The 18,511-nt window shown below is 65.1% G+C and carries 16 protein-coding genes and 1 pseudogene; 6 read left to right on the top strand and 11 right to left on the bottom strand.

What is annotated here, in order from left to right; all coding sequences use genetic code 11:
• Window positions 1–105: 105 nt before the first annotated feature.
• A pseudogene (locus NFG57_RS02735) lies at window positions 106–1,257 on the top strand (alpha-hydroxy acid oxidase).
• On the opposite strand, the gene NFG57_RS02730 reads toward NFG57_RS02735, so the two are convergent.
• The 6 genes from NFG57_RS02730 to NFG57_RS02705 form a co-directional block, all read right to left on the bottom strand.
• Window positions 1,254–1,817 (bottom strand): carboxypeptidase-like regulatory domain-containing protein, encoded by a 564-nt coding sequence (locus NFG57_RS02730; protein WP_348815301.1) that lies wholly within the window; start codon window positions 1,815–1,817, stop codon window positions 1,254–1,256. The pseudogene NFG57_RS02735 and the gene NFG57_RS02730 overlap by 4 nt on opposite strands.
• A 141-nt stretch (window positions 1,818–1,958) precedes the next feature.
• A complete protein-coding gene (locus NFG57_RS02725; RefSeq protein ID WP_348815300.1) occupies window positions 1,959–3,485 on the bottom strand; it encodes a hypothetical protein in 1,527 nt (508 codons plus the stop codon).
• A 241-nt stretch (window positions 3,486–3,726) separates the two neighbouring features.
• On the bottom strand, window positions 3,727–4,608 hold the full coding sequence (locus tag NFG57_RS02720) for a DTW domain-containing protein (RefSeq protein ID WP_348815298.1): 882 nt from the start codon (window positions 4,606–4,608) through the stop codon (window positions 3,727–3,729).
• Window positions 4,609–4,779: 171 nt separating this feature from the next.
• Window positions 4,780–5,502: an NAD-dependent deacylase gene (locus NFG57_RS02715; protein WP_045993075.1), complete on the bottom strand. Its 723-nt coding sequence runs from the start codon at window positions 5,500–5,502 to the stop codon at window positions 4,780–4,782.
• A gap of 47 nt (window positions 5,503–5,549) precedes the next feature.
• Window positions 5,550–7,292 carry a bifunctional isocitrate dehydrogenase kinase/phosphatase gene (gene aceK / locus NFG57_RS02710; protein WP_108131228.1) on the bottom strand — a complete coding sequence of 581 codons (1,743 nt, stop codon included), beginning with the start codon at window positions 7,290–7,292 and terminating at the stop codon, window positions 5,550–5,552.
• Window positions 7,293–7,457: 165 nt separating this feature from the next.
• On the bottom strand, window positions 7,458–8,936 hold the full coding sequence (locus NFG57_RS02705; protein WP_045993073.1) for a TrkH family potassium uptake protein: 1,479 nt from the start codon (window positions 8,934–8,936) through the stop codon (window positions 7,458–7,460).
• 161 nt (window positions 8,937–9,097) lie between these two features.
• Here NFG57_RS02705 and NFG57_RS02700 point away from each other — a divergent pair, with 161 nt between their 5' ends.
• From NFG57_RS02700 to NFG57_RS02690, 3 genes are read left to right on the top strand one after another with little or no spacing between them, the layout of a single operon-like run.
• On the top strand, window positions 9,098–9,874 hold the full coding sequence (locus NFG57_RS02700; protein WP_045993072.1) for a pseudouridine synthase: 777 nt from the start codon (window positions 9,098–9,100) through the stop codon (window positions 9,872–9,874).
• Window positions 9,874–10,671, top strand: a complete 798-nt coding sequence (gene tcdA, locus NFG57_RS02695) for a tRNA cyclic N6-threonylcarbamoyladenosine(37) synthase TcdA (protein WP_045993071.1) — start codon at window positions 9,874–9,876, stop codon at window positions 10,669–10,671. The genes NFG57_RS02700 and tcdA overlap by 1 nt, the downstream gene beginning before the upstream one ends.
• Before the next feature lie 19 nt (window positions 10,672–10,690).
• Complete coding sequence (locus NFG57_RS02690; RefSeq protein ID WP_348815296.1) at window positions 10,691–10,924, top strand: DUF1653 domain-containing protein; 234 nt, start codon at window positions 10,691–10,693, stop codon at window positions 10,922–10,924.
• A 364-nt stretch (window positions 10,925–11,288) separates the two neighbouring features.
• On the opposite strand, the gene bfr is transcribed toward NFG57_RS02690, so the two are convergent.
• The 5 genes from bfr to lptF all read right to left on the bottom strand — a co-directional run bounded on the left by bfr (window position 11,289) and on the right by lptF (window position 15,399).
• A complete protein-coding gene (gene bfr / locus NFG57_RS02685; protein ID WP_045994716.1) occupies window positions 11,289–11,774 on the bottom strand; it encodes a bacterioferritin in 486 nt (161 codons plus the stop codon).
• Window positions 11,775–12,124: 350 nt separating this feature from the next.
• Complete coding sequence (locus tag NFG57_RS02680) at window positions 12,125–12,331, bottom strand: (2Fe-2S)-binding protein (protein WP_045994717.1); 207 nt, start codon at window positions 12,329–12,331, stop codon at window positions 12,125–12,127.
• Between the two features lie 362 nt (window positions 12,332–12,693).
• Window positions 12,694–13,173 (bottom strand): RDD family protein, encoded by a 480-nt coding sequence (locus tag NFG57_RS02675; protein ID WP_124804931.1) that lies wholly within the window; start codon window positions 13,171–13,173, stop codon window positions 12,694–12,696.
• 82 nt (window positions 13,174–13,255) lie between these two features.
• A complete protein-coding gene (lptG, locus tag NFG57_RS02670; protein ID WP_222515692.1) occupies window positions 13,256–14,320 on the bottom strand; it encodes an LPS export ABC transporter permease LptG in 1,065 nt (354 codons plus the stop codon).
• Window positions 14,317–15,399 carry an LPS export ABC transporter permease LptF gene (lptF, locus tag NFG57_RS02665; protein WP_083970631.1) on the bottom strand — a complete coding sequence of 361 codons (1,083 nt, stop codon included), beginning with the start codon at window positions 15,397–15,399 and terminating at the stop codon, window positions 14,317–14,319. The genes lptG and lptF overlap by 4 nt, the downstream gene beginning before the upstream one ends.
• 194 nt (window positions 15,400–15,593) lie before the next feature.
• Between lptF and NFG57_RS02660 the strand changes: the two genes are divergently transcribed.
• Complete coding sequence (locus NFG57_RS02660; protein WP_045994720.1) at window positions 15,594–17,111, top strand: leucyl aminopeptidase; 1,518 nt, start codon at window positions 15,594–15,596, stop codon at window positions 17,109–17,111.
• 241 nt (window positions 17,112–17,352) lie between these two features.
• Window positions 17,353–18,447 (top strand): branched-chain amino acid aminotransferase, encoded by a 1,095-nt coding sequence (locus tag NFG57_RS02655; protein WP_045994721.1) that lies wholly within the window; start codon window positions 17,353–17,355, stop codon window positions 18,445–18,447.
• Window positions 18,448–18,511 lie beyond the last annotated feature (64 nt).

Genomic DNA, 18,511 nt, shown 5'->3' with positions numbered 1-18,511 from the left:
CAACGCGAACCCGCTCCGGGTCCGCGCCAGCCCGCCATCGAAACCGGCTCCGAAGCCCGCTTAGACTATGCTCAAAGGAACAGCCTGCTGAACGGAGTCGGCCCCATGACCCGCAGCACCATCGAGGCGCTTCGCCAAGGCGCGAGACGGCGACTCCCACGGCTGGTCTTCGACTATATCGAAGGAGGCTCCGGCGCCGAGCAGGCGCTGGCCGCCAACCTCCAGGCCATGTCACGAGTGGCGCTGGCACCGCGCCTGGCCGACGTCAGCCGGCGCACCCTCGGTACTCGCATTCTGGGCGAAGATATCGCGCTGCCGCTGGTGCTCTCGCCGGTGGCCCTGGGTGGCCTGGCCTGGGCCGACGGGGAACGCCTGGCCGCACGCGCCGCTGCGCGAGCCGGGGTCCCCTACACCGTCGCCACCCTGTCCAACGCCCCCCTTGCGCATATCGCCCGGGACTGCCCGCGCCCACCCTGGTTTCAGCTGTTCGTGTTCAAGGATCGCGGTCTCAGCGAGCGACTGATGGACGATGCCCTGAACGTCGGCTGCCGCGTGCTGGTGCTGACCATCGATATGCCGCTGCTGGCCGATCACCACCGGGGACTCGGCCACGACGTCAGGCCCGATCCGGCCACCGCCCTCAAGCTCGCCTGAGGGCTGGGCCGTCACCCCGGCTGGTGGTGGCGCCACCTGCGCAGCCGTCGTTTCGCCCTGGGCAATCTGGACGGACCGCTCTCGGCCCCGGACGGCATCGCCTCACTCGCCAGTTGGCTCGACGACCAGCTCGATCCCTCACTGGAGTGGAGTGATCTGGGCTGGGTCCGCGCCCGCTGGCCGGGCGCGCTGGTCGTCAAGGGTGTACTGGACGCGGACTCGGCGCGCCAGGCCGCCGAGCAGGGGGCCGACGCCGTGGTGGTGTCGAATCACGGGGGGCGCCAACTGGACGCCGCCAGGGCCACCATCGCGGCGCTTCCCGAGGTGGTGGCGGCGGTGGGCGAGCGTCTCGAGGTGCATCTGGATGGAGGGATTCGCAGCGGCCTGGACATCCTTCGGGCGCTGGCCCTGGGCGCCGACGCCGTGCATATCGGCCGCCCCTATCTGTATGGACTGGCCGACGCGGGCGAAGCCGGCGTCGAGCGCTGCCTGTCGATCCTGCGCCGGGAGCTGGATCAGGGCCTCGCCATGTGCGGCTGTTCGAGTATCAGGGAAGTGGATGCACGCGCGCTGGCAGCGAACGGCGATCTCATCGATCGTTAGCCGGGCGGCGGCGCTGCGCCACAGTCGTTGCCTTCCGCCAGGCGCCACCGGTAATTGTCGCGTTGTATTGCGCGGGAAATCGCCTCTTTGGCGACGTGATTGCCGACCTGATCCCCGGCGTGATCCCCGGGGCTCTTTTCCTTGACCATCGTCTCGGCAGAGCGTCCAGCGGGCGCCTCGGCATCGAACGCCAACATGGGCAGGTTCACCGTGATCGGCTGGCGCAGCGTATCCGGGACCATCTCCATCACCTCGATCCACAGCGTCCGGTAGCCGTCGCGCTCGATCTTCCAGCACTGAGGACGGAGCCCGCTTGCTGCCATCAACAACTGCCCACCGATATACGAATGTCCCGGAATGGCGAACCGCCCGTTGCTGTCGGTCACGTCGGCGGCCTCGGCAAAGGCCTCGGCCGAGACCCTGGCCCCCGCCAATGGGGCCCCGGTACGGGCGTCGATGACCTGCCCCTGCAATGGCTGGCGCGCCCAGCGCTCACTGATCACCGGCACGCAGCCAGAAACCAGCGACATCAGTACCAGCAACAGTGCCAGCACCGCCATCAACGAGATGCTTCGCCTACCACCCGTCGCCAGCCTCATGGGACTTCGCCTGTGCAGAATCGTCGACAGAAACTCTACGCCATCCCTGGCCCATCGTTTCAACGCTGGGCGGGCCGGTGGTGACGCGACAGTTCCAGACCGTCAGGCCAGCGAACGACCGGCCACACGCAGGCGACTGTACTCTTCCAGCGCCGATGATTCGGTCATGCTGCAGATCCAGTCATGCACAAGGCGTCCACGATGGTAGGCCTCCCAGACCTCGCGGCTCGCCCCTTCCCAGGGCTGCGCCATGGCCTGGCGGTACACCCTGAGCACGCCGGGTGGCAACCGCTTCACCCACAGCGTCAGCCGCGGCGAGGCGCCATGGCCCTCGTCCAGCAGTCGCACGAAGGCCGCTTCCGGCAGGCGCAACGCCGGCAGGGCGGCATCGAGCAGTCCACATAAGGTGCGGTAGCCCTCGAGCTCCAGCCGTTCCAGCTCCGGATCCCGATATTCGACCCGGGTGGCCAGGCTGTCGAAGGCCTCGAGCAGAGCGCGACAGCCGACCTCCGCGCTCAGCAGCCTCAACTGAGGCTGTCCCTCCCGAATGTTCTCCAGGTGGGCCACGAAGGCATCGGCGGCGTGATTGACCAGGGTGCGCCCCAGCGCCAGTCGCAGGTAGTGAAAGAAGCGCCCCAGTTCCTCGACGTTGTCCCGCTCATAGCGGCGCAGCGCCCAGTCCAGCATGCCACCGAGGCTCCAGCGGCGTACTACTCCGTGGCGCGAGAAGCGCCGCTCCTCCAGACTCGCCCAGGGCTCTCCCTGGCGGGCCAGCCCCTCTATGTAGGCCTGCTTGAGCGATGCCACCAGGGACGTCGGGTCGATCAACCCCCGCTCCACCACCGCCTCCAGACGAGACAGGGTCCGTGCAATGACCTCGGCGGCATCCACTACATAGCTGGCCGGATGGCGATGATCCTGGCCCAGCCCCAGGACACCACGCATGGCCGTCTCCTGGTCGCTCTCGGCACGATAGCAGTAGCCCTGGCGGCCACGGCCATCGTCGCCCACTTCGCGCCACACCGCCTGCTCCCCCAGCAGCACCGCGCCCTGGACATGGGTCAGCGAGATCCCCTCCTGCTTGCTGATGGTGCGGAGCGCCTGGGCCTGGGCGTCGAACCGACACAGCTCGTTGAGCAGGGCCGCGCCCTGGATATCGTCCTTGGCCAGCGGCAGCTGGCGGCCTCCCAGGGCCGACATATGGCTGTCGAACCAACCGCAGAGCGCAAGTTCTCCGGCCTGACCAAAGGGAGGTCGACCGATATCACGCAGCAGGCTGCCCACCTCGACCAGACAGATGAAGGCGTCTTCCAGACCATCGAGGCCACAGTCACCCGCCCGCTTGCCCAGCTTGCGATAGACCATCTGCACGATCCGGCGCCCCATCTGCTGTCGCTCCAGCGAGGCCGACAGCAGGCGCCTCTGGCTTGCGTGGGCCAGCACCGCGCCCTGCTGGGGCAGCAACTGCAATCGACGCAGGCTGGCACTGTGGACGACCCGGGTACGGTCCTTTTCCAAGCGACGCTCCAGCGTCGCCACGGAAAATGCGGCATCACCATCCACCGCCAGCGAAGGACAGCGATCTCCCGGGAGAGGTCGGCAGGGGTGAAAACGCCTACGAAAATCCATAACGCTCCTCGTGCGCCAAGCCGCACAGATTGACGAAACTGTGTCAAAAGAAGAGCGTCTCCCAGAAAAAGCCCGGGCGAACTAGGATATTCGCGACACCACAAGCCAGCAGTCGTGGATAGGGAATGTAGTTCTATACCGACAGGTCCGAAAAAACCCGCTCAATACGGCATAGTTATGCGTATACCGACACCGATCCTGGCGTTGTCGTCGCCTCGCCTCGATGCCTGACCACGCCCTCTCACCCTCGCCGGGCGGCCAACCTGCGCATGGCCGGGCTTGACGTCTCGATCTTGTGGTAGCGCCGACTGGCGGCGTAGCTGTCGTTGAAGACGTCGAAGTAATCGTCGAGCACCGAAGCGGCGTCTTCCTCGCCGCTCTGACGCAATAGCTCGGCGGCCACCTCGGCGGTGCACAGATGCGCCTGGGAAGCGGGCTTGCGCAACCGATAACGCGTCAGTCGATCGGTTCTCAACGGCAGTACCGGCAGGCGTTCCAGGTAGGGGCTCTTGCGAAAGATCCGCCGCGCCTGACGCCAGGTACCGTCGAGCAGGATCAGCACCGGGATGCGCTCACGGGGGACTCGCCGAACCGCCTCCACCTCGACCACGCGGTCGGCGTAGTCGGGCTGGTCGTCGGGGAATACCACGAAGGGGGCGTAACGCTCGTCGGCCAGGAGCGCCAGCAGCTTTTCATCGGGCGTGGTGCGATACCAGGTGAAGACTCGGGTGGGCGCCAGCACGTCGGCGATCAGACGGCCGGTGTTGGTCGGCTTGTGGTGCTCCAGCGGATGGGTGATCAGCCACACCTGGACCCGAGAGTCGGCCTTGGCCTGATAGGGGCACAGGCAGTTGAGTTCGGGCAGATTGCAGCCGGCGCAACGGGTGACGAAACTGCCGCGCGCCTTGAACTCTCGTCGCGGGGGACGCGGATGACCGGTGGCAGGGTCCCGGTCGAGGCTCCGGCTCTCGCCGAGGTGCGGATCCCCGACAGCGCTCGGCTCACCCGGATGGCGCTCGGCGGACGCCTCCTCGGTAGTTGAAGCTTCGTGAGTCGAGCCGGAATCTTCGGAGCGGGCGTCTTGCTGGGAGGGGGCGGAATCGGCGAAACGAGAGTCACACATGGGCGGGATGCAGGCTGCGGCAAAGGGCGCCCAATCTACCACGCCCCATTGCCTGCGTCAGGCAAGCCACGCGAAAGACCGCTCTCTCTACCACCCGCTCGATGGCTCTCTACACAGGCAGCTCGAAGGCTCTTTAGACAACCCGCTCGACGGCGCCACCTTCGCCCGGGCCTAGCCCAATTGCGGCATGAACAGTCGACCTTCACGCTGCCAGTGACGGGTCAGGGCGGGCACGCCCTCACCTGCCGGCATCACCAGCCGGGCAACGCCAGCAGGCACCCTGAGCGATTCGTCGGGGTCCACCAGCACGCAGTCGGCATCGAAGGGCAGTTCGTTGATCAGGGCCGCCGCCGGCATCACCGCCAGCGAAGTGCCGACCACCAGCAACAGGTCCGCCTCGGCGACGATCTCGCAGGCGTCCTGATAGGCCGGCACCGCCTCGCCAAACCAGACCACGTCCGGGCGCAGTTGGCTGCCACGGTCACAGACGTCGCCCATGGCGATATTGCGACGCCCCAGCGGATAGCGCATGCGCTCGTCCACCGAGGAGCGCGCCATCATGATCTCGCCATGCAGGTGCAGCACCCGCCGGGAGCCCGCTCGCTCGTGCAGATCGTCGATGTTCTGGGTGACGATGCTGACCTCGAAGCCACGCGCCTCGAGGTTGGCCAACGCCCGGTGGGCGGCGTTGGGACGCGCGCCACGTACCTGGTCCCGACGGGCGTCATAGAAGCTCAGCACGCGCTGCGGGTCTCGTGCCCAGCCCTCGGGGGTGGCGACGTCCTCGATGGGATGATCCGCCCACAGGCCATCGGCGGCACGGAAGGTCTGGATTCCGCTCTCGGCGCTGATGCCGGCGCCGGTCAGCACCACCAGGTGGGGGGCCTTGGACATGAACTCGCTCCACAGCTTTGAGAGTCTGAATCAGCGCCGCCACGGACTCAGTAGGTCAGGCCCCCGGGGTCCGAGGCGAAGCGCTGCTTGTTGCGATAAGGGTAGACGTCGATCACCTGACCGTCGGTGATCGCCGCCTGCAGGCTCTTCCAGTAGTCGGCATCGAAAAGCTCCGGATGCAGTTCGAAGAACAGCTTGCGCAACTGCACATTGGCGAACAGGAAGGGCCCGAATTCCTCGGGGAAAATATCATTGGGCCCCACCGAGTACCAGGGTTCGTCGGCCAGCTCCTGCTCGGGGTAGAGGGGCTCCGGGATATGCCGGAAGTTGCACTCGGTGAGATAGCTCACCTCGTCGTAGTCGTAGAAGATCACCCGCCCGTGGCGGGTCACCCCGAAGTTCTTCAGCAGCATGTCGCCGGGGAAGATGTTGGCCGCCGCCATCTGCTTGATGGCATTGCCGTAGTCCTTGAGCACCGCACGGGTCTCGGTCTCGTCGCACTGTTCCAGATACAGATTCAGCGGGGTCATCATGCGCTCGGTGTAGCAGTGCTTGATGATGACCTTGTCGTCCTTCAGGTAGACGTTGCTCGGCGCCACCTCAAGCAAGTGCTCCAGGCATTCGGGATCGAAGTGGTCCTTGCGCGATACCAGGTAGGAAAACTCCTGGGTATCGGCCATCCGGCCGACCCGGTCATGGCGCTTGACCAGGCCGTACTTCTCGCGCACGTTGTCGCGACTCATCGCCTTGGACGGGTCGAAGCGGTCCTTGATGATCTTGAACACGGTGCGGTGTGAGGGCAGCACGAACACCGCCATCACCATGCCGCGCACCCCGGGGGCGATGATGAACTTGTCCTCGCGCCGCGCGATCTGCTGGTTCAGGGCGCGGAAGAACTCGGTCTTGCCGTGCTTGAAGAAGCCGATGGCAGCGTAGAGTTCGCTGATCGGCTTGTCCGGCATCAGCATGTGCAGGTAGGCCACGAACTCACGGGGCACGGTGGCATCGACCTGGAAGTAGACCCGGGTGAAGGAGAAGATGATCGACACCTCGTCGGGCTCGATCAGCACCGTATCCAGGTGCAGCCCCTTGCCCTCCTCGTGGAGCACCGGCAGCACCAGCGGCACCTGCTCGCCATCGCGGTGGATGCGGCCGACCAGGTAGGCGCCCTTGTTGCGGTAGAAGACGCTCTTCAGCAGTTCGATTTCGGTGTCCGTGCCGTCCGCCAGCCCTTGCGGCAGGTGCTCGACCAGAAAGTCACGCGCCAGATGTCCGCAGTGGCCCAGGTCGATGAACTCCATGCCCAGTTCGGCCCCCTCCAGCGCCTCTGCGATGGCCCTCGACCAGTCCCCCTCCACCGCGATGTGTCGGCACAGCTCGATGCCCGAGTGGTGTGACGCGGCGTCCCTGGAGGAGTTGACGAACATCCAGTCATCGCGGATGTGGCGGTGATGAAAGATCGAGCAGAACAGCGAATTGAAGTAGGTCTCGGCCAGCTCGTAATCGAGTCGCTGACCGATCAGCTCGACATAGTGCCCCTTGGCCTCACGCCAGCACTCGCAGTGGGTCAGGATGTCCTCGTCAAAGGTGCGCTGCAGGCGCCCCAGGGTCTCGTCGACCTTCTCCTGATAGAGGTTGATCCGCTCCGCCGAGGCCTGCTGGGCCTCGCGCCAGGCGGCGTCGCGAAAGCGTCGATTGGCGTCCAGGGTGATCTGCTTGAAGCGCGAGCGGTACTCGTCGAATCCATGCAGGATGGTGGCGGCGATGCGATAGGCAGGGGACAGTTTCATCACGGGGCTCCCGACGGACGTCAGCTCAGAATGACCGCCGCCGCCACCTTCGGCGAGACGACCAATGTCGACTGTCATGTTGCCGTGCAACATGGCAGCCGCCAAGCCGTCTGTCCAACCCGGCACACTACGCCCTCGATCACCTCCCCCACCGCCGCCAAAGACCTATTTGCGCCAGAACATCGGGGTCAACAGTACCAGCACGGTCAGGATTTCCAGGCGGCCCATCAGCATGCCCACACACAACAGCCACTTGGCGGCGTCGGGCAGGGTGGAAAAGTTGCCGGCTGGGCCGATGATATCGCCAAGTCCTGGCCCGACGTTGGCCACCGCCGTGGCCGCCCCGGTCAGTGCCGTGACCAGATCGAGTCCCAGCATGGCGAGGGCCAGGGCGAGGCCGGCAATGGTCAGAAAGAAGAAGAAGGAGAAGGCCACCACGCCCCGGCTGATCTCATCGGACAGCGGCGCACCGTTGTAGCGAGAGACGAAGACCCCATGGGTGTGGATCAAGAAGCGCAGCTGGCTCAGCAGCATCTTGATCGCCACCTGGAAGCGAAAGATCTTCATGCCTCCGCTGGTCGAACCACTGCAGCCACCGACAAAGGTCAGATAGAAGAACGCCATGGCGGCGAACGGGCCCCACTGGCTGTAGTCGTCGCTGGCGTAGCCGGTGGTGGTCACCACCGAGACCACGTTGAAGGCGGTGTGAGTCAGGGCATCGAACATCGCCTCGCCTCGCCATACCCGATATAGGCTGAGGATCAGCGTCACCACCACCAGCAGCCACACCAGCCCACGGACCTGCTCGTCGCGCCACAAGGCCAGCGGCGAGCCGCGCAGAAAGCGGATGTAGAGCACGAAGGGCAAGGCGCCAAGCAACATGAACAAGGTGCCCATCCACAACAGATGCGGCTGGTCGGCGTAGGCCCCGAAGGAGGCATCCGAGTTGGCGAAGCCGCCGGTCGACACCGAGCTCATGGCGTGTACCACCGCGTCTACCGGTGCCATGCCGCCGATACCGTAGGCCAGGATCGCCACCAGGGTGCCCAGGGCGTAGATGCCGAGCGTGGCCTTGGCGATGCCGCCGGTACGCGGCATCACCTTGTCCGACCAGTCCGAGGATTCGGTCTGAAAAAGGCGCATGCCGCCGACCTTGAGAAAAGGCAGGATGGCGATGCCCATGACGATGATCCCGATGCCGCCGAGCCACTGCATCAAACCCCGCCACAGCTTGAGACCATCGGACAGCTGGTCGATATCGGTGAGGATGGTGGAGCCGGTGGTGGTGATCGCCGAGACCGACTCGAACACCGCATTGGTCAGCGACAGATGGGGCGCGCCAAGCACCAGCGGCAGGCTGGCGAAACCGCTGATACTGACCCAGCTCAGGGTGGTCAGCACGAACATCTGCTGGGTCTTGAGCGCCACCGGTATCCGCCAGGTCAGCCACCAGCACATCAGCACCGTGGCCAGCACCACCAGCAGAGAACGAGCGAAGGCCGGCGCGTCAGCGTCGCCTTCCCATACCAGCACCCCCCAGGGCAGCAGCATGAACAGCGCCAGCACCAGCCAAAGTACCGACAGTACCTTGAGGACCGGTGCCCAGTCCCTGCACCAGCGCAGCATCCCTATCCCTCGGGTCATAGCCTGCTCTCTCACCGATTGTCGGGGCCCATCATAGACCAAAGCCGTAGCCAGAGATGCCCCTCGACTCACGGAGTCGTCGCAATCCGGATGACAGATCGCCGCAACATGGCGACAATAGCGCGCCTCGAGCCCGCATTCACGCCATAGGTATCGCCGCGATGTCCCTGCCCTTGCCCATTCTCTACCAGGACGACGATCTGGTGGCGGTGCACAAGCCGTCCGGGCTGCTGGTGCATCGCAGCGCGCTGGCCCGTGGCGAGCGCGAATTCCTGCTGCAGCGCCTGCGCGACCAGTTGGGCCAGCGGGTCTACCCGGTGCATCGGCTCGACCGGCCTACCTCGGGGGTCATGGTGTTCGCGCTGTCCTCGGACATGGCCCGGCGGCTGGCCGAGGCCTTCACCGAGCGCCAGGTGACCAAGCGTTACCTGGCGGTGGTGCGCGGCATCGGCCCCGAGACCGAGCGCATCGACCGGGCACTGCGCGAGGAAGACGGTAGCCGGCCCAAGGCCGAGATGCCGGCGATGCCCGCGATCACCGAGGTGCGCCGACTCGACAGCGTGGAGCTGCCGGTACGTATCGACCGCTACCCTCAGGTTCGCTACTCGCTGATGGAAGCCCGCCCGCTGACCGGCCGGCGCCACCAGATACGCCGTCATCTGTCCGGCATCGGCTACCCGATCATCGGCGACGCCAAGCACGGCAAGGGCAATCACAACCGCTTCTTTCGCGACAGCCTGGACTGCGATCGGCTGCTGCTGGCGGCGACCTCGCTCGAGTTCGAGCATCCTCGCCATCGCACCCCGATGGCGCTGTGCTGCCCACTGGACGCCTGCATGACGCGGCTGTTCGACCGTTTCGGCTGGCGCGCCCACCTGCCCCGGCCAGTCAGCACCACCAACGCCAACGTGACCGCAACGACCCAGCGAGATTCCTGATGAGCACTGACCCCAGCGACAACGACTATGACCTGCGCTTTGGTGGTATTCGCCGTCTCTACGGCACCACCGCCAGCGCCCGCCTGGCGCAAGCCCACGTGGTGGTGGTCGGGGTCGGCGGTGTCGGCAGCTGGGCGGTGGAGGCGCTGGCCAGAAGCGGCGTCGGCAAGCTGACCCTGATCGACCTCGACGACGTCTGCGTATCCAACGTCAATCGCCAGCTTCACGCCCTCGACGGCACCATCGGGCGGCCCAAGGTGGAAGTGCTGGCCGAGCGCTGTCGGGCCATCCACCCCGGCATCGAGGTCGTCGCCGATGTCGCCTTCGCCACCCCGACCAATCTCGCCGAACGCATTCCCGAGGACGCCGATCATCTGATCGACGCCATCGACAGCGTGGTGGCCAAGGCCGCACTGATCGCCTGGTGCAAGCGCCGCAAGCTGCCGCTGACAGTCACCGGCGCCGCCGGCGGACAGACCGACCCCACCCGGATCAAGGTGGCCGACCTGACCCGCACGGAGCATGACCCCCTGCTTGCCAAGGTGCGCTCGCGCCTGCGCCGCGACCATGGCTTTTCGCGCAACCCCAAGCGCCGCTTCAGCGTCGAGTGCGTCTACTCCGACGAGCAGCTGGTCTACCCCGGCCAGGACGGTGAGGTCTGCCACACCAAGCCTGGTGCCGGCGAGTCCACGCGCCTGGACTGCGAGAGCGGCTTCGGCGCCGCCACCTTTGTCACCGGCAGCTTCGGCTTTGTCGCCGCCTCGCGGGCGCTGGCCAGACTGACCCGGGTGAAATGAGCCAGACAAGGAACCGACCATGACAACCCCGCAATCCCCCCTTCCGGTGCCCGGCATCTATCGCCACTACAAGGGCCCGCTCTACGAGGTGACCGGCGTCGCCCATCACAGCGAAAGCGAAGAGGCCCTGGTGGTGTACCGCGCGCTCTACGGGGACTACGGCCTGTGGGTGCGCCCGCTTGAGATGTTCTGCGAGAGCATCGACGTCGAAGGTGTTACCACTCCACGCTTTGCCCTCGAGAAGGCGTTCTAGGGCTTGTCTGAAAACTGCCTGCGCTCGGTAATACGGCGTTAAAAATCGGCTGGTGCGCCAGCCCGGTCAAAATGCTCATTTACACCCCGTAAACTGCGCTTTCTCACCGATTTTTGCCTTGTCTAACCATCGCTCGTCGACTTTTCCGACAGCGCCTAGCAGGCCCTGACGGCGCCCGGATCCATGTCGCCGGTCCGACGCTGCCAGTTCGATAACGCTGGTCCAACAGCGCCAGCCCGGCGACACAAGTCCACACGACCTGGCCAGCACGCAGGCAACGGAACACGCAGACGCAAAAAGGGGAAGCCGCTGGCTTCCCCTTTTGCTTGCCTGGGCGCTGTCGATGCAATGCGCCAGCGCTAAATCACTCTTCGCCGCCGGCCTTTTGCATTTGCGTCTGCAGATACGCCTGCAAGCCGACCTTGTCCATCAGACCCAGCTCGGTCTCGATGATGTCGATGTGCTCTTCCTCGTCGTCGAGGATCTTCTGGAACAGGTCACGGCTGACGTAGTCCCGCACCTGCTCACAGTAGGTGATGGCTTCGATCAGGTCGTCACGCCCGGTATGCTCCGCGGCCAGGTCGGCCTCGAGCATCTCGCGGGTGTCCTCGCCGATATGCAGCTTGCCGAGGTCCTGCAGGTTGGGGATGCCTTCGAGAAAGAGGATCCGCTCGATCAGAATGTCGGCGTGCTTCATCTCTTCGATGGACTCGTCGTACTCCCACTTGGCCAGCCGGGCCAGGCCCCAGTCCTTGTACATCTTGGCGTGCAGGAAGTACTGATTGATGGCCACCAACTCGTTGCCCAGCACCTTGTTGAGATGCTCGATGACCTTGGGATCGCCTTTCATGGAAAACTCCTCAGTGCTTGCCGGACTTGTGCTTGCCGGTCATGTGCTTGCCGGTGATTGCCGACCGGCCGTGGCCAGTCGTCGTTGATCGAACCGTCTTGCATCGGACGCCGCAGAGGCGACGTCTCTCCTTGGCCTCGCCCGCCTTCACAGGGCAACAGACGCGGGGCTACAGACACACTGGCACGACAAGCAATGCCCTACCAGCTCCCGTCAAGAAGCAGTATAGGGCATCCATGAAAAAACTCAATAAAATCAGAATCTTGAAAACCGCAACTACAACGATATCGATTGCTAATTCAAAAGACTACCGCAAAGGAAGTAGCGCAAGAGCGTACCGACGACCAAGGCTATACCGCATAGGCCAGCGCTTCGACTTCCAGACTCGACGCTTCCTGGATGGCGTCACGGGTGATCTGCTTGCCCACACAGGCACATTTGCCGCACTGGGTGCCACAACCGGTCTCACGCTGAACCTGACGCCAGCTACGCGCGCCGTCATCGACGCTCTGACGAATCTGTCGGTCACTGACCCCTTTGCACAGGCATACGTACATCGCCATCTCTCCTGAATCACTATAGCCAATGTAAATGATTCCCATAGCGACGTGCAACCTTTTCAAGAGTAATTCGTATTTACCTTAGCTAAAGATTTGAATTTACATGACTCAGCTCAAGCGCTGCCCCTGCCGACAGCCAATCGACAGCCAATCGACAGCCAATCGACAGCATCCAGAAAACCAGGAAGGAAACAGAGGGGAGCGACTCGTGCAGGCTGGATGGGGAGGGGCCGAGCAGCATCTCAGTGAGAACGTCGGCCGGGCGCTGCAGAGGGTGAAGGGTCGATGGCAGACGCCCGAGTCGGGCTGAGGGGTAAGCTGCCCTGTTCAGGAGTCTCGCGTAAGCGCTCGTTGCAGGATTATCGCTTCGCCGCCTTCGGCAGCACTACCACCTGAGTGCCAGACGCCAGATCCGCCCAGCTGCGCCGTTCCGCGTCGAACAGCACCCACCAGTGGCCCAGCCCCAGCGGCACGAAGGAAAACGCTCCCACGGCGAAGCGCAGCATGGTCTGACGCAGGCTGATGGGCCCGCCGTCGAGGGTCTGGACGCGCAGGCGCCAGGCCTGCATCCCCAGGGTCATGCCCCCGCGGCGCCAGAAGAAGGCAAAAAAGGCAAAGGCCGCGACCACCAGCAGCAGTCGCAGGCTGAGCACCTGCCAAACGCCTGCCCCCACCTCTTCCGGGGCCAGGCCCAGCAGCTTGCGCACCACCAGCACGTGCAAGGTGGTAATCGCGATCCAGATGGCCAGCAACAGAAAGCTGTCGTAGAACATGGCGCCCAGACGTCGGCCCAACCCCGCGGGCCAGACATCATCGAGAAGGGGAAAGCGTCGTGTCATTGGGTTTGCTCAGCAGGTGAAGTCTCGGCAAGGCGCATACTAACGTTGGCGCCGGGACTATCGAGAGTGTCCATGCCGCCCTTCACCCCGACCGCCTCAATAGGTGAAGTCCCAGCAGGGCGCACACGAGTGTGGGGGCCAGCACCGCCCAAGCCGGCGAAAAGCCGAATACCGTGGAGGCCGGTGCCAGCAGATCCTGCAGGTACTTGAACACCAGCCCGGTGATGACCCCGTAGAATACCCTCGTCCCGGCGGCCACGGTGCGCAGCGGGCCGAACACGAAGGACGCCGCTACCAATACCAGCGAGGCCATGGTCAGGGGCATCAGCATCTTCTGCCAGAAGTACAGAAGCGGCTGGGTGGCCTCCAGGCCCTGCTCGTCCAGATAGTCGGCATAGGCCCACAGCTCGCTCGGTGCCTGGGTCTCCACGTCGCGCAGCAGACGCGACAGCTGAGTCGGCGACAGGCTGGTGTCCCAGCGCAGGCTAGCCACCTTGTCGACCTCGGTGCGGTCATCGGCAAAGCGGGTCGTCTCGACCTGCTGCAACTCCCAGAAGTCGCCCTGCCACACCGCACGCCTGGCAGTGGTTACCGAATCCAGCCGGTGGCCGTCGAATTCGTAGCGGGTCAGATCCAGCACGGTGTCGTCGGCGCGAATCGCACCAAAGCGATAGAAGTCGTCGCCCTCGCGCTGCCAGCCACCGCGTTCGGTGACCACCGCGCCCTCGCCCTGCATCTGCTGCACCTTCCAGGCGTGGGCGAACTGCTCGGTTCTGGGGCTGACGAACTCTGCCACCGTCAGCACGATCACCACCACCAGGATGATCGGCTTCATCACCCCCCAGACGATGCGCGCCAGCGACCGTCCCGCCGCCCGCATCACCGTCAGCTCGTTGTTGGAAGCCATGCTGCCGAGTCCGATCAGGGCGCCGATCAGCACGCCTACCGGGGCATACTGATAAAAGCGCCAGGGCAGGCGCATGCACAGAAACAGGAAGACCTCGAAGGCACCATAGCCGCCTTCGATGTCTCCGAGGTCATCGATATAGGTGATGATCAGGTCCAGGCCCAGCAGCACCACCTGCACTACCAGAATGGCAGCGAGGACGTTGCGGGCGATGTAGCCGTCCAGGCGATCGAGAATCATCCGCTCATTCCCTTGCGTTGGGCATTGAAGGCCAGTCCCAGGCCGAGGATCAGGAAGCCTGCGTGGATCGGCCACATGCCGATGACGGCAGGCAGGCTGCCGCTGCCGATGGCGTCCATGGCCGCCAGCAGCAGACTCAGGTAGGCCACGTACAGAAAGATCGCCGGCAGCAGCTTGGCAAAGCGGCCCTGGCGTGGATTGACCCGGGACAGCGGCTGGGCCAACAGGGTCAGCACGAACACCATCAGGGGAGCGCCGAGTCGCCACTGCAACTGGGCCCTGGCCTCGGGCGAAGCGTCATTCAGCAGGGTCGTGGTGGTGGCAAACTCCGCCGAGTCGGTCTCGACCGCCTCCACCGCCCGCGCCAGACGCACGGCGTAGGTACCGAACTCGAGCCGCTCGGCGTCGGCGCGACCGGCCTCTGCGCTATAGCGTTCACCGTCTTCCAGCACCAGATAGCGACTGCCAGTGTCCGGATCCACCGACTGGTAGCCCTGGGTCGCCCGGGTCACCACGCTCTCGGGGGAGCCGTCATTGCGCTTCTGGCGTTCGCTGATGAACACCTCCTGCATGCGCTCGCCGTCCTCGGACACGTCGCTGGCGTAGGCGATACGCCCACTGCCGAACTCCTGAAAACGCCCTGGCGCCAGCGCCGAGAAGTCGAGCTTGCTGCGCTGTTCTTCCAGCACCAGTTCGTTGTGCAAGGCACCAGCGGGGGTCAGCCACAGGCTGAATATCCCGACCAGCAGTGCCACCAGGGCGGCGGGCACCAGGCTGACCGTCAGCAAGCGGTTGGGGCTGGTGCCGCAGGCCACCAGCACGGTGATCTCGCTGTTGAGGTAGAGCTGGCCATAGGCCAGCAGAATTCCGAGAAAGAACGCCAGCGGCAGGATCAGCTCGAGAAAGCCCGGCATGTGATAGAGCATCAGCGAGCCGAGGATGTTCGCCGGGATCTCGCCTTCGGCGGCGTTGGCAAAATAGCGGATAAACCGACTGCCCATGATCACCAGCAGCAGCACCCCGGCCACCGCCGACATGGTCAGCAGAATCTCGCGGGTGAGGTAACGGAATATGATCAATGCGCGCTCCTGCTCTCGGTCGTCCTCACCGGTCGTCCCTGATCCAGTATAGGTCCCTGATCGATGTCTCTACCCGATCGATCGCTGCGGCCACGGTGATCATGCAAACCCCGGGGGCCTTGGGTACACTGGATGGACTCGGCATCGTGCCGGCATTATCCAGAATCCCCCCACACTTGTCTTGTGGAGTCAGCATGGAATTCCCTGTAAAGACGGCCAACCCGGTCAAGATCGAGACCGCTTGCCTGGTCATCCCGGTGTTCAAGGACGGTGAACTTACTCCTGCCGCCGCCAAGCTCGACGACGCCAGCGAGCGTCTGATCGGACAGTTGATCGAGCGTGGCGATTTCAACGCCAAGCTCGGCAACGTCCAGCTGGTGCCCTTTGCGCCTGGGCTGTGCGCCGACCGCCTGCTGCTGGTCGGCTTCGGCGAGCGCGACAAGTGCCACGAAGGTGCCTTCTGCAAGGCCGTGGACGCCGCCTTCGCGAGCCTCGGTCAGCTGACCGTGGACGAAGTCTCGGTAGCCCTCACCGACGTGCCCGTCGAGGATCGCGACGCCGGCTGGAAGGCCCACAAGATCGCCGAGAGCGCGCTGCGCGCCAGCTACCGCTTCACCGACTTCAAGAAGGAGAGTGGCCCGGCTCCCAGCCTCAAGACGGTGTCGATCCTGCTCAGTGAGGGCGAAGACCAGAACGCGGCCAGCGAAGGCGCCCGCCAGGGTGCCGCCGTGGGCCAGGGCATCAACCTGGCCCGCCAGCTCGGCAACCTGCCGGGCAACGTCTGCACGCCGCGCTACCTCGCCAGCGAGGCCGAGCGCCTGGCCAGCGAATCCGATGGCGCCCTGACCACCGAGATCCTCGACGAGGCAGCCCTCGAGGAGCTCGGCGCGCACTCGCTGTTGTCGGTCGGTCATGGCAGCGACGAGCCGTCGCGACTGATCGTGATGCGCTATCAAGGCGCGGACGACGAAAACGAGTCGCCCCACGTGCTCGTCGGCAAGGGCATCACCTTCGACACCGGCGGCATCTCGCTCAAGCCCGGTGCCGGCATGGACGAGATGAAGTTCGACATGTGCGGCGCCGCCAGCGTGTTCGGCGCGGTTGCCTCGATCCTGGCAATCAAGCCGAAGATCAACCTGGTCGCCATCGTCGCCGCCGCCGAGAACATGCCCAGCGGTCGCGCGACCAAGCCTGGCGACATCATCAAGACGCTGAAGGGGCTGTCGGTGGAGGTGCTCAACACCGACGCCGAGGGCCGCCTGGTGCTGTGTGATGCCCTGACCTACGCCGAGCGCTTCGAGCCGGCCAGCGTCGTCGACATCGCCACCCTCACCGGTGCCGCCATCATTGCGCTTGGCCACCACGCCACCGGCCTGATGTCCAACGACGACGACCTGGCGCTGGACCTTCTCGACGCCGGCGAAACCGCCTGGGATCGCGCCTGGCATCTGCCGCTGTGGGACGAGTACCAGGAACAGCTGGACTCCAACTTCGCCGACCTTGCCAACATCGGCGGGCGCCCGGCGGGCACCATCACCGCCGGCTGTTTCCTGTCGCGCTTCGCCACCGACTTCCCCTGGGCGCACCTGGACGTGGCCGGCACCGCCTGGAACAGCGGCAGCGCCAAGGGTGCCACAGGCCGCCCGGTGGGCCTGCTGACCCGCTACCTGCTCGACCGCGAGGCAGAGGTGGTCAACACCGACCAGGACTGACCCGGCAAGTCCGCCGTCCACGCGGGCGCCGACAGACGTCGGCACCCGCCCCGGCGGGCTTCCCCGTCCTACAGGCTTTCCCGACCCACAGGCTTTCCCGAAAGGGCGAGCCTGTGTCATTCTGATTCCATCGGCAGGCGCGATGCCTGCCCACCCCATCCCGGTCGAGCCCCCTGACTCGACCTCGATCCGCTGTCGCCGCAGAGCCCTTGCGGCGCGATACGATTCTGGAGAACGACCCGTGTCCATCCAAGGCTTCTCGCTCGAGCCCAACGCCAACGCCACCGACGCGAGCATCCGTAACACCATTCTCGAGAACCCGGGCTTCGGTCGTCACTTCACCGACCACATGGCCCACATCCGCTGGACCGAGGACGCCGGCTTCCACGGCCATCAGGTACGTCCCTACGGCCCGCTGTCACTGGACCCGGCCGCCTCGGTGCTGCACTACGCCCAGGAAATCTTCGAGGGCATGAAGGCCTACCGCCACGCCGACGGCAGCGTCTGGACCTTCCGTCCGGAAAAGAACGCCGCGCGCTTTCGCGCCAGCGCCCGTCGCCTGGCCCTGCCGGAACTGTCCGACGAGGACTTCATCGGCGCGGTCAAGGCGCTGGTCGCCCAGGACATCGACTGGGTGCCGACGCCGGCAAGCGCAGCCGAGGAATCCAGCCTCTACCTGCGACCCTTCATGATCGCCTCCGAGGCCTTCCTTGGCGTGCGCCCGTCCAAGGAGGTGGACTTCTACGTCATCGCTTCGCCGGTGGCGGCCTACTTCAAGGGTGGGGTCAAGCCGGTATCGATCTGGCTGTCGTCGAACTACAACCGCGCCGCCCCCGGCGGCACCGGCTACGCCAAGTGCGGCGGCAACTACGCCGCCTCGCTGCTGGCCCAGAAGGAAGCCGCCGACCACGGCTGCGACCAGGTGGCCTTCCTCGACGCCGTGGAAAACACCTGGATCGAGGAACTCGGCGGCATGAACCTGTTCTTCGTCACCCGCGACGGCCGCCTGGTCACCCCGCGCCTGACCGGCACCATCCTCGAGGGGGTGACCCGGGATTCCATGCTCGAATTGGCCAAGGATGAAGGCCTGACCCCGGAAGAGCGCCCCATCAGCATCGACGAGTGGCGCGATGGCGTGGCCTCCGGCGAAATCACCGAGGTCTTTGCCTGCGGTACCGCCGCGGTCATCACCCCCATCGGGCGACTGGTCAGCGAGGACGGCGTGATCGAGCACCCCGAGGGCAACGAGGTGGCCAGCCGACTGCGCAAGCGTCTGCTCGACATCCAGTACGGCCGTGTCGAAGACACCCATGGCTGGCTGACCCGTCTTGCCTGATCCGGCGCTTTCCCTACCAAAAGGCCGCCCCCGGGCGGCCTTCGTTCAGCCATCAAGTCAGAGC

This window comes from Halomonas sp. H10-59 (assembly GCF_040070555.1).
Classification (GTDB): domain Bacteria; phylum Pseudomonadota; class Gammaproteobacteria; order Pseudomonadales; family Halomonadaceae; genus Halomonas; species Halomonas litopenaei.
Note: the sequence above shows the minus strand (reverse complement) of the source record. Positions and strands in the feature narration are given on the sequence as shown.

Coding starts and splice junctions, on each gene's coding strand:
- NFG57_RS02680 (WP_045994717.1), bottom strand. CDS start 12,331: ATGTACGTATGCCTGTGCAAAGGGGTCAGTGACCGACAGATTCGTCAG.
- lptG (WP_222515692.1), bottom strand. CDS start 14,320: ATGATTCTCGATCGCCTGGACGGCTACATCGCCCGCAACGTCCTCGCT.
- NFG57_RS02730 (WP_348815301.1), bottom strand. CDS start 1,817: ATGGCGGTGCTGGCACTGTTGCTGGTACTGATGTCGCTGGTTTCTGGC.
- NFG57_RS02690 (WP_348815296.1), top strand. CDS start 10,691: ATGACAACCCCGCAATCCCCCCTTCCGGTGCCCGGCATCTATCGCCAC.
- aceK (WP_108131228.1), bottom strand. CDS start 7,292: ATGAAACTGTCCCCTGCCTATCGCATCGCCGCCACCATCCTGCATGGA.
- NFG57_RS02715 (WP_045993075.1), bottom strand. CDS start 5,502: ATGTCCAAGGCCCCCCACCTGGTGGTGCTGACCGGCGCCGGCATCAGC.
- tcdA (WP_045993071.1), top strand. CDS start 9,874: ATGAGCACTGACCCCAGCGACAACGACTATGACCTGCGCTTTGGTGGT.
- NFG57_RS02675 (WP_124804931.1), bottom strand. CDS start 13,173: ATGACACGACGCTTTCCCCTTCTCGATGATGTCTGGCCCGCGGGGTTG.
- NFG57_RS02720 (WP_348815298.1), bottom strand. CDS start 4,608: ATGTGTGACTCTCGTTTCGCCGATTCCGCCCCCTCCCAGCAAGACGCC.
- NFG57_RS02725 (WP_348815300.1), bottom strand. CDS start 3,485: ATGGATTTTCGTAGGCGTTTTCACCCCTGCCGACCTCTCCCGGGAGAT.
- NFG57_RS02705 (WP_045993073.1), bottom strand. CDS start 8,936: ATGACCCGAGGGATAGGGATGCTGCGCTGGTGCAGGGACTGGGCACCG.
- NFG57_RS02700 (WP_045993072.1), top strand. CDS start 9,098: ATGTCCCTGCCCTTGCCCATTCTCTACCAGGACGACGATCTGGTGGCG.
- bfr (WP_045994716.1), bottom strand. CDS start 11,774: ATGAAAGGCGATCCCAAGGTCATCGAGCATCTCAACAAGGTGCTGGGC.
- NFG57_RS02660 (WP_045994720.1), top strand. CDS start 15,594: ATGGAATTCCCTGTAAAGACGGCCAACCCGGTCAAGATCGAGACCGCT.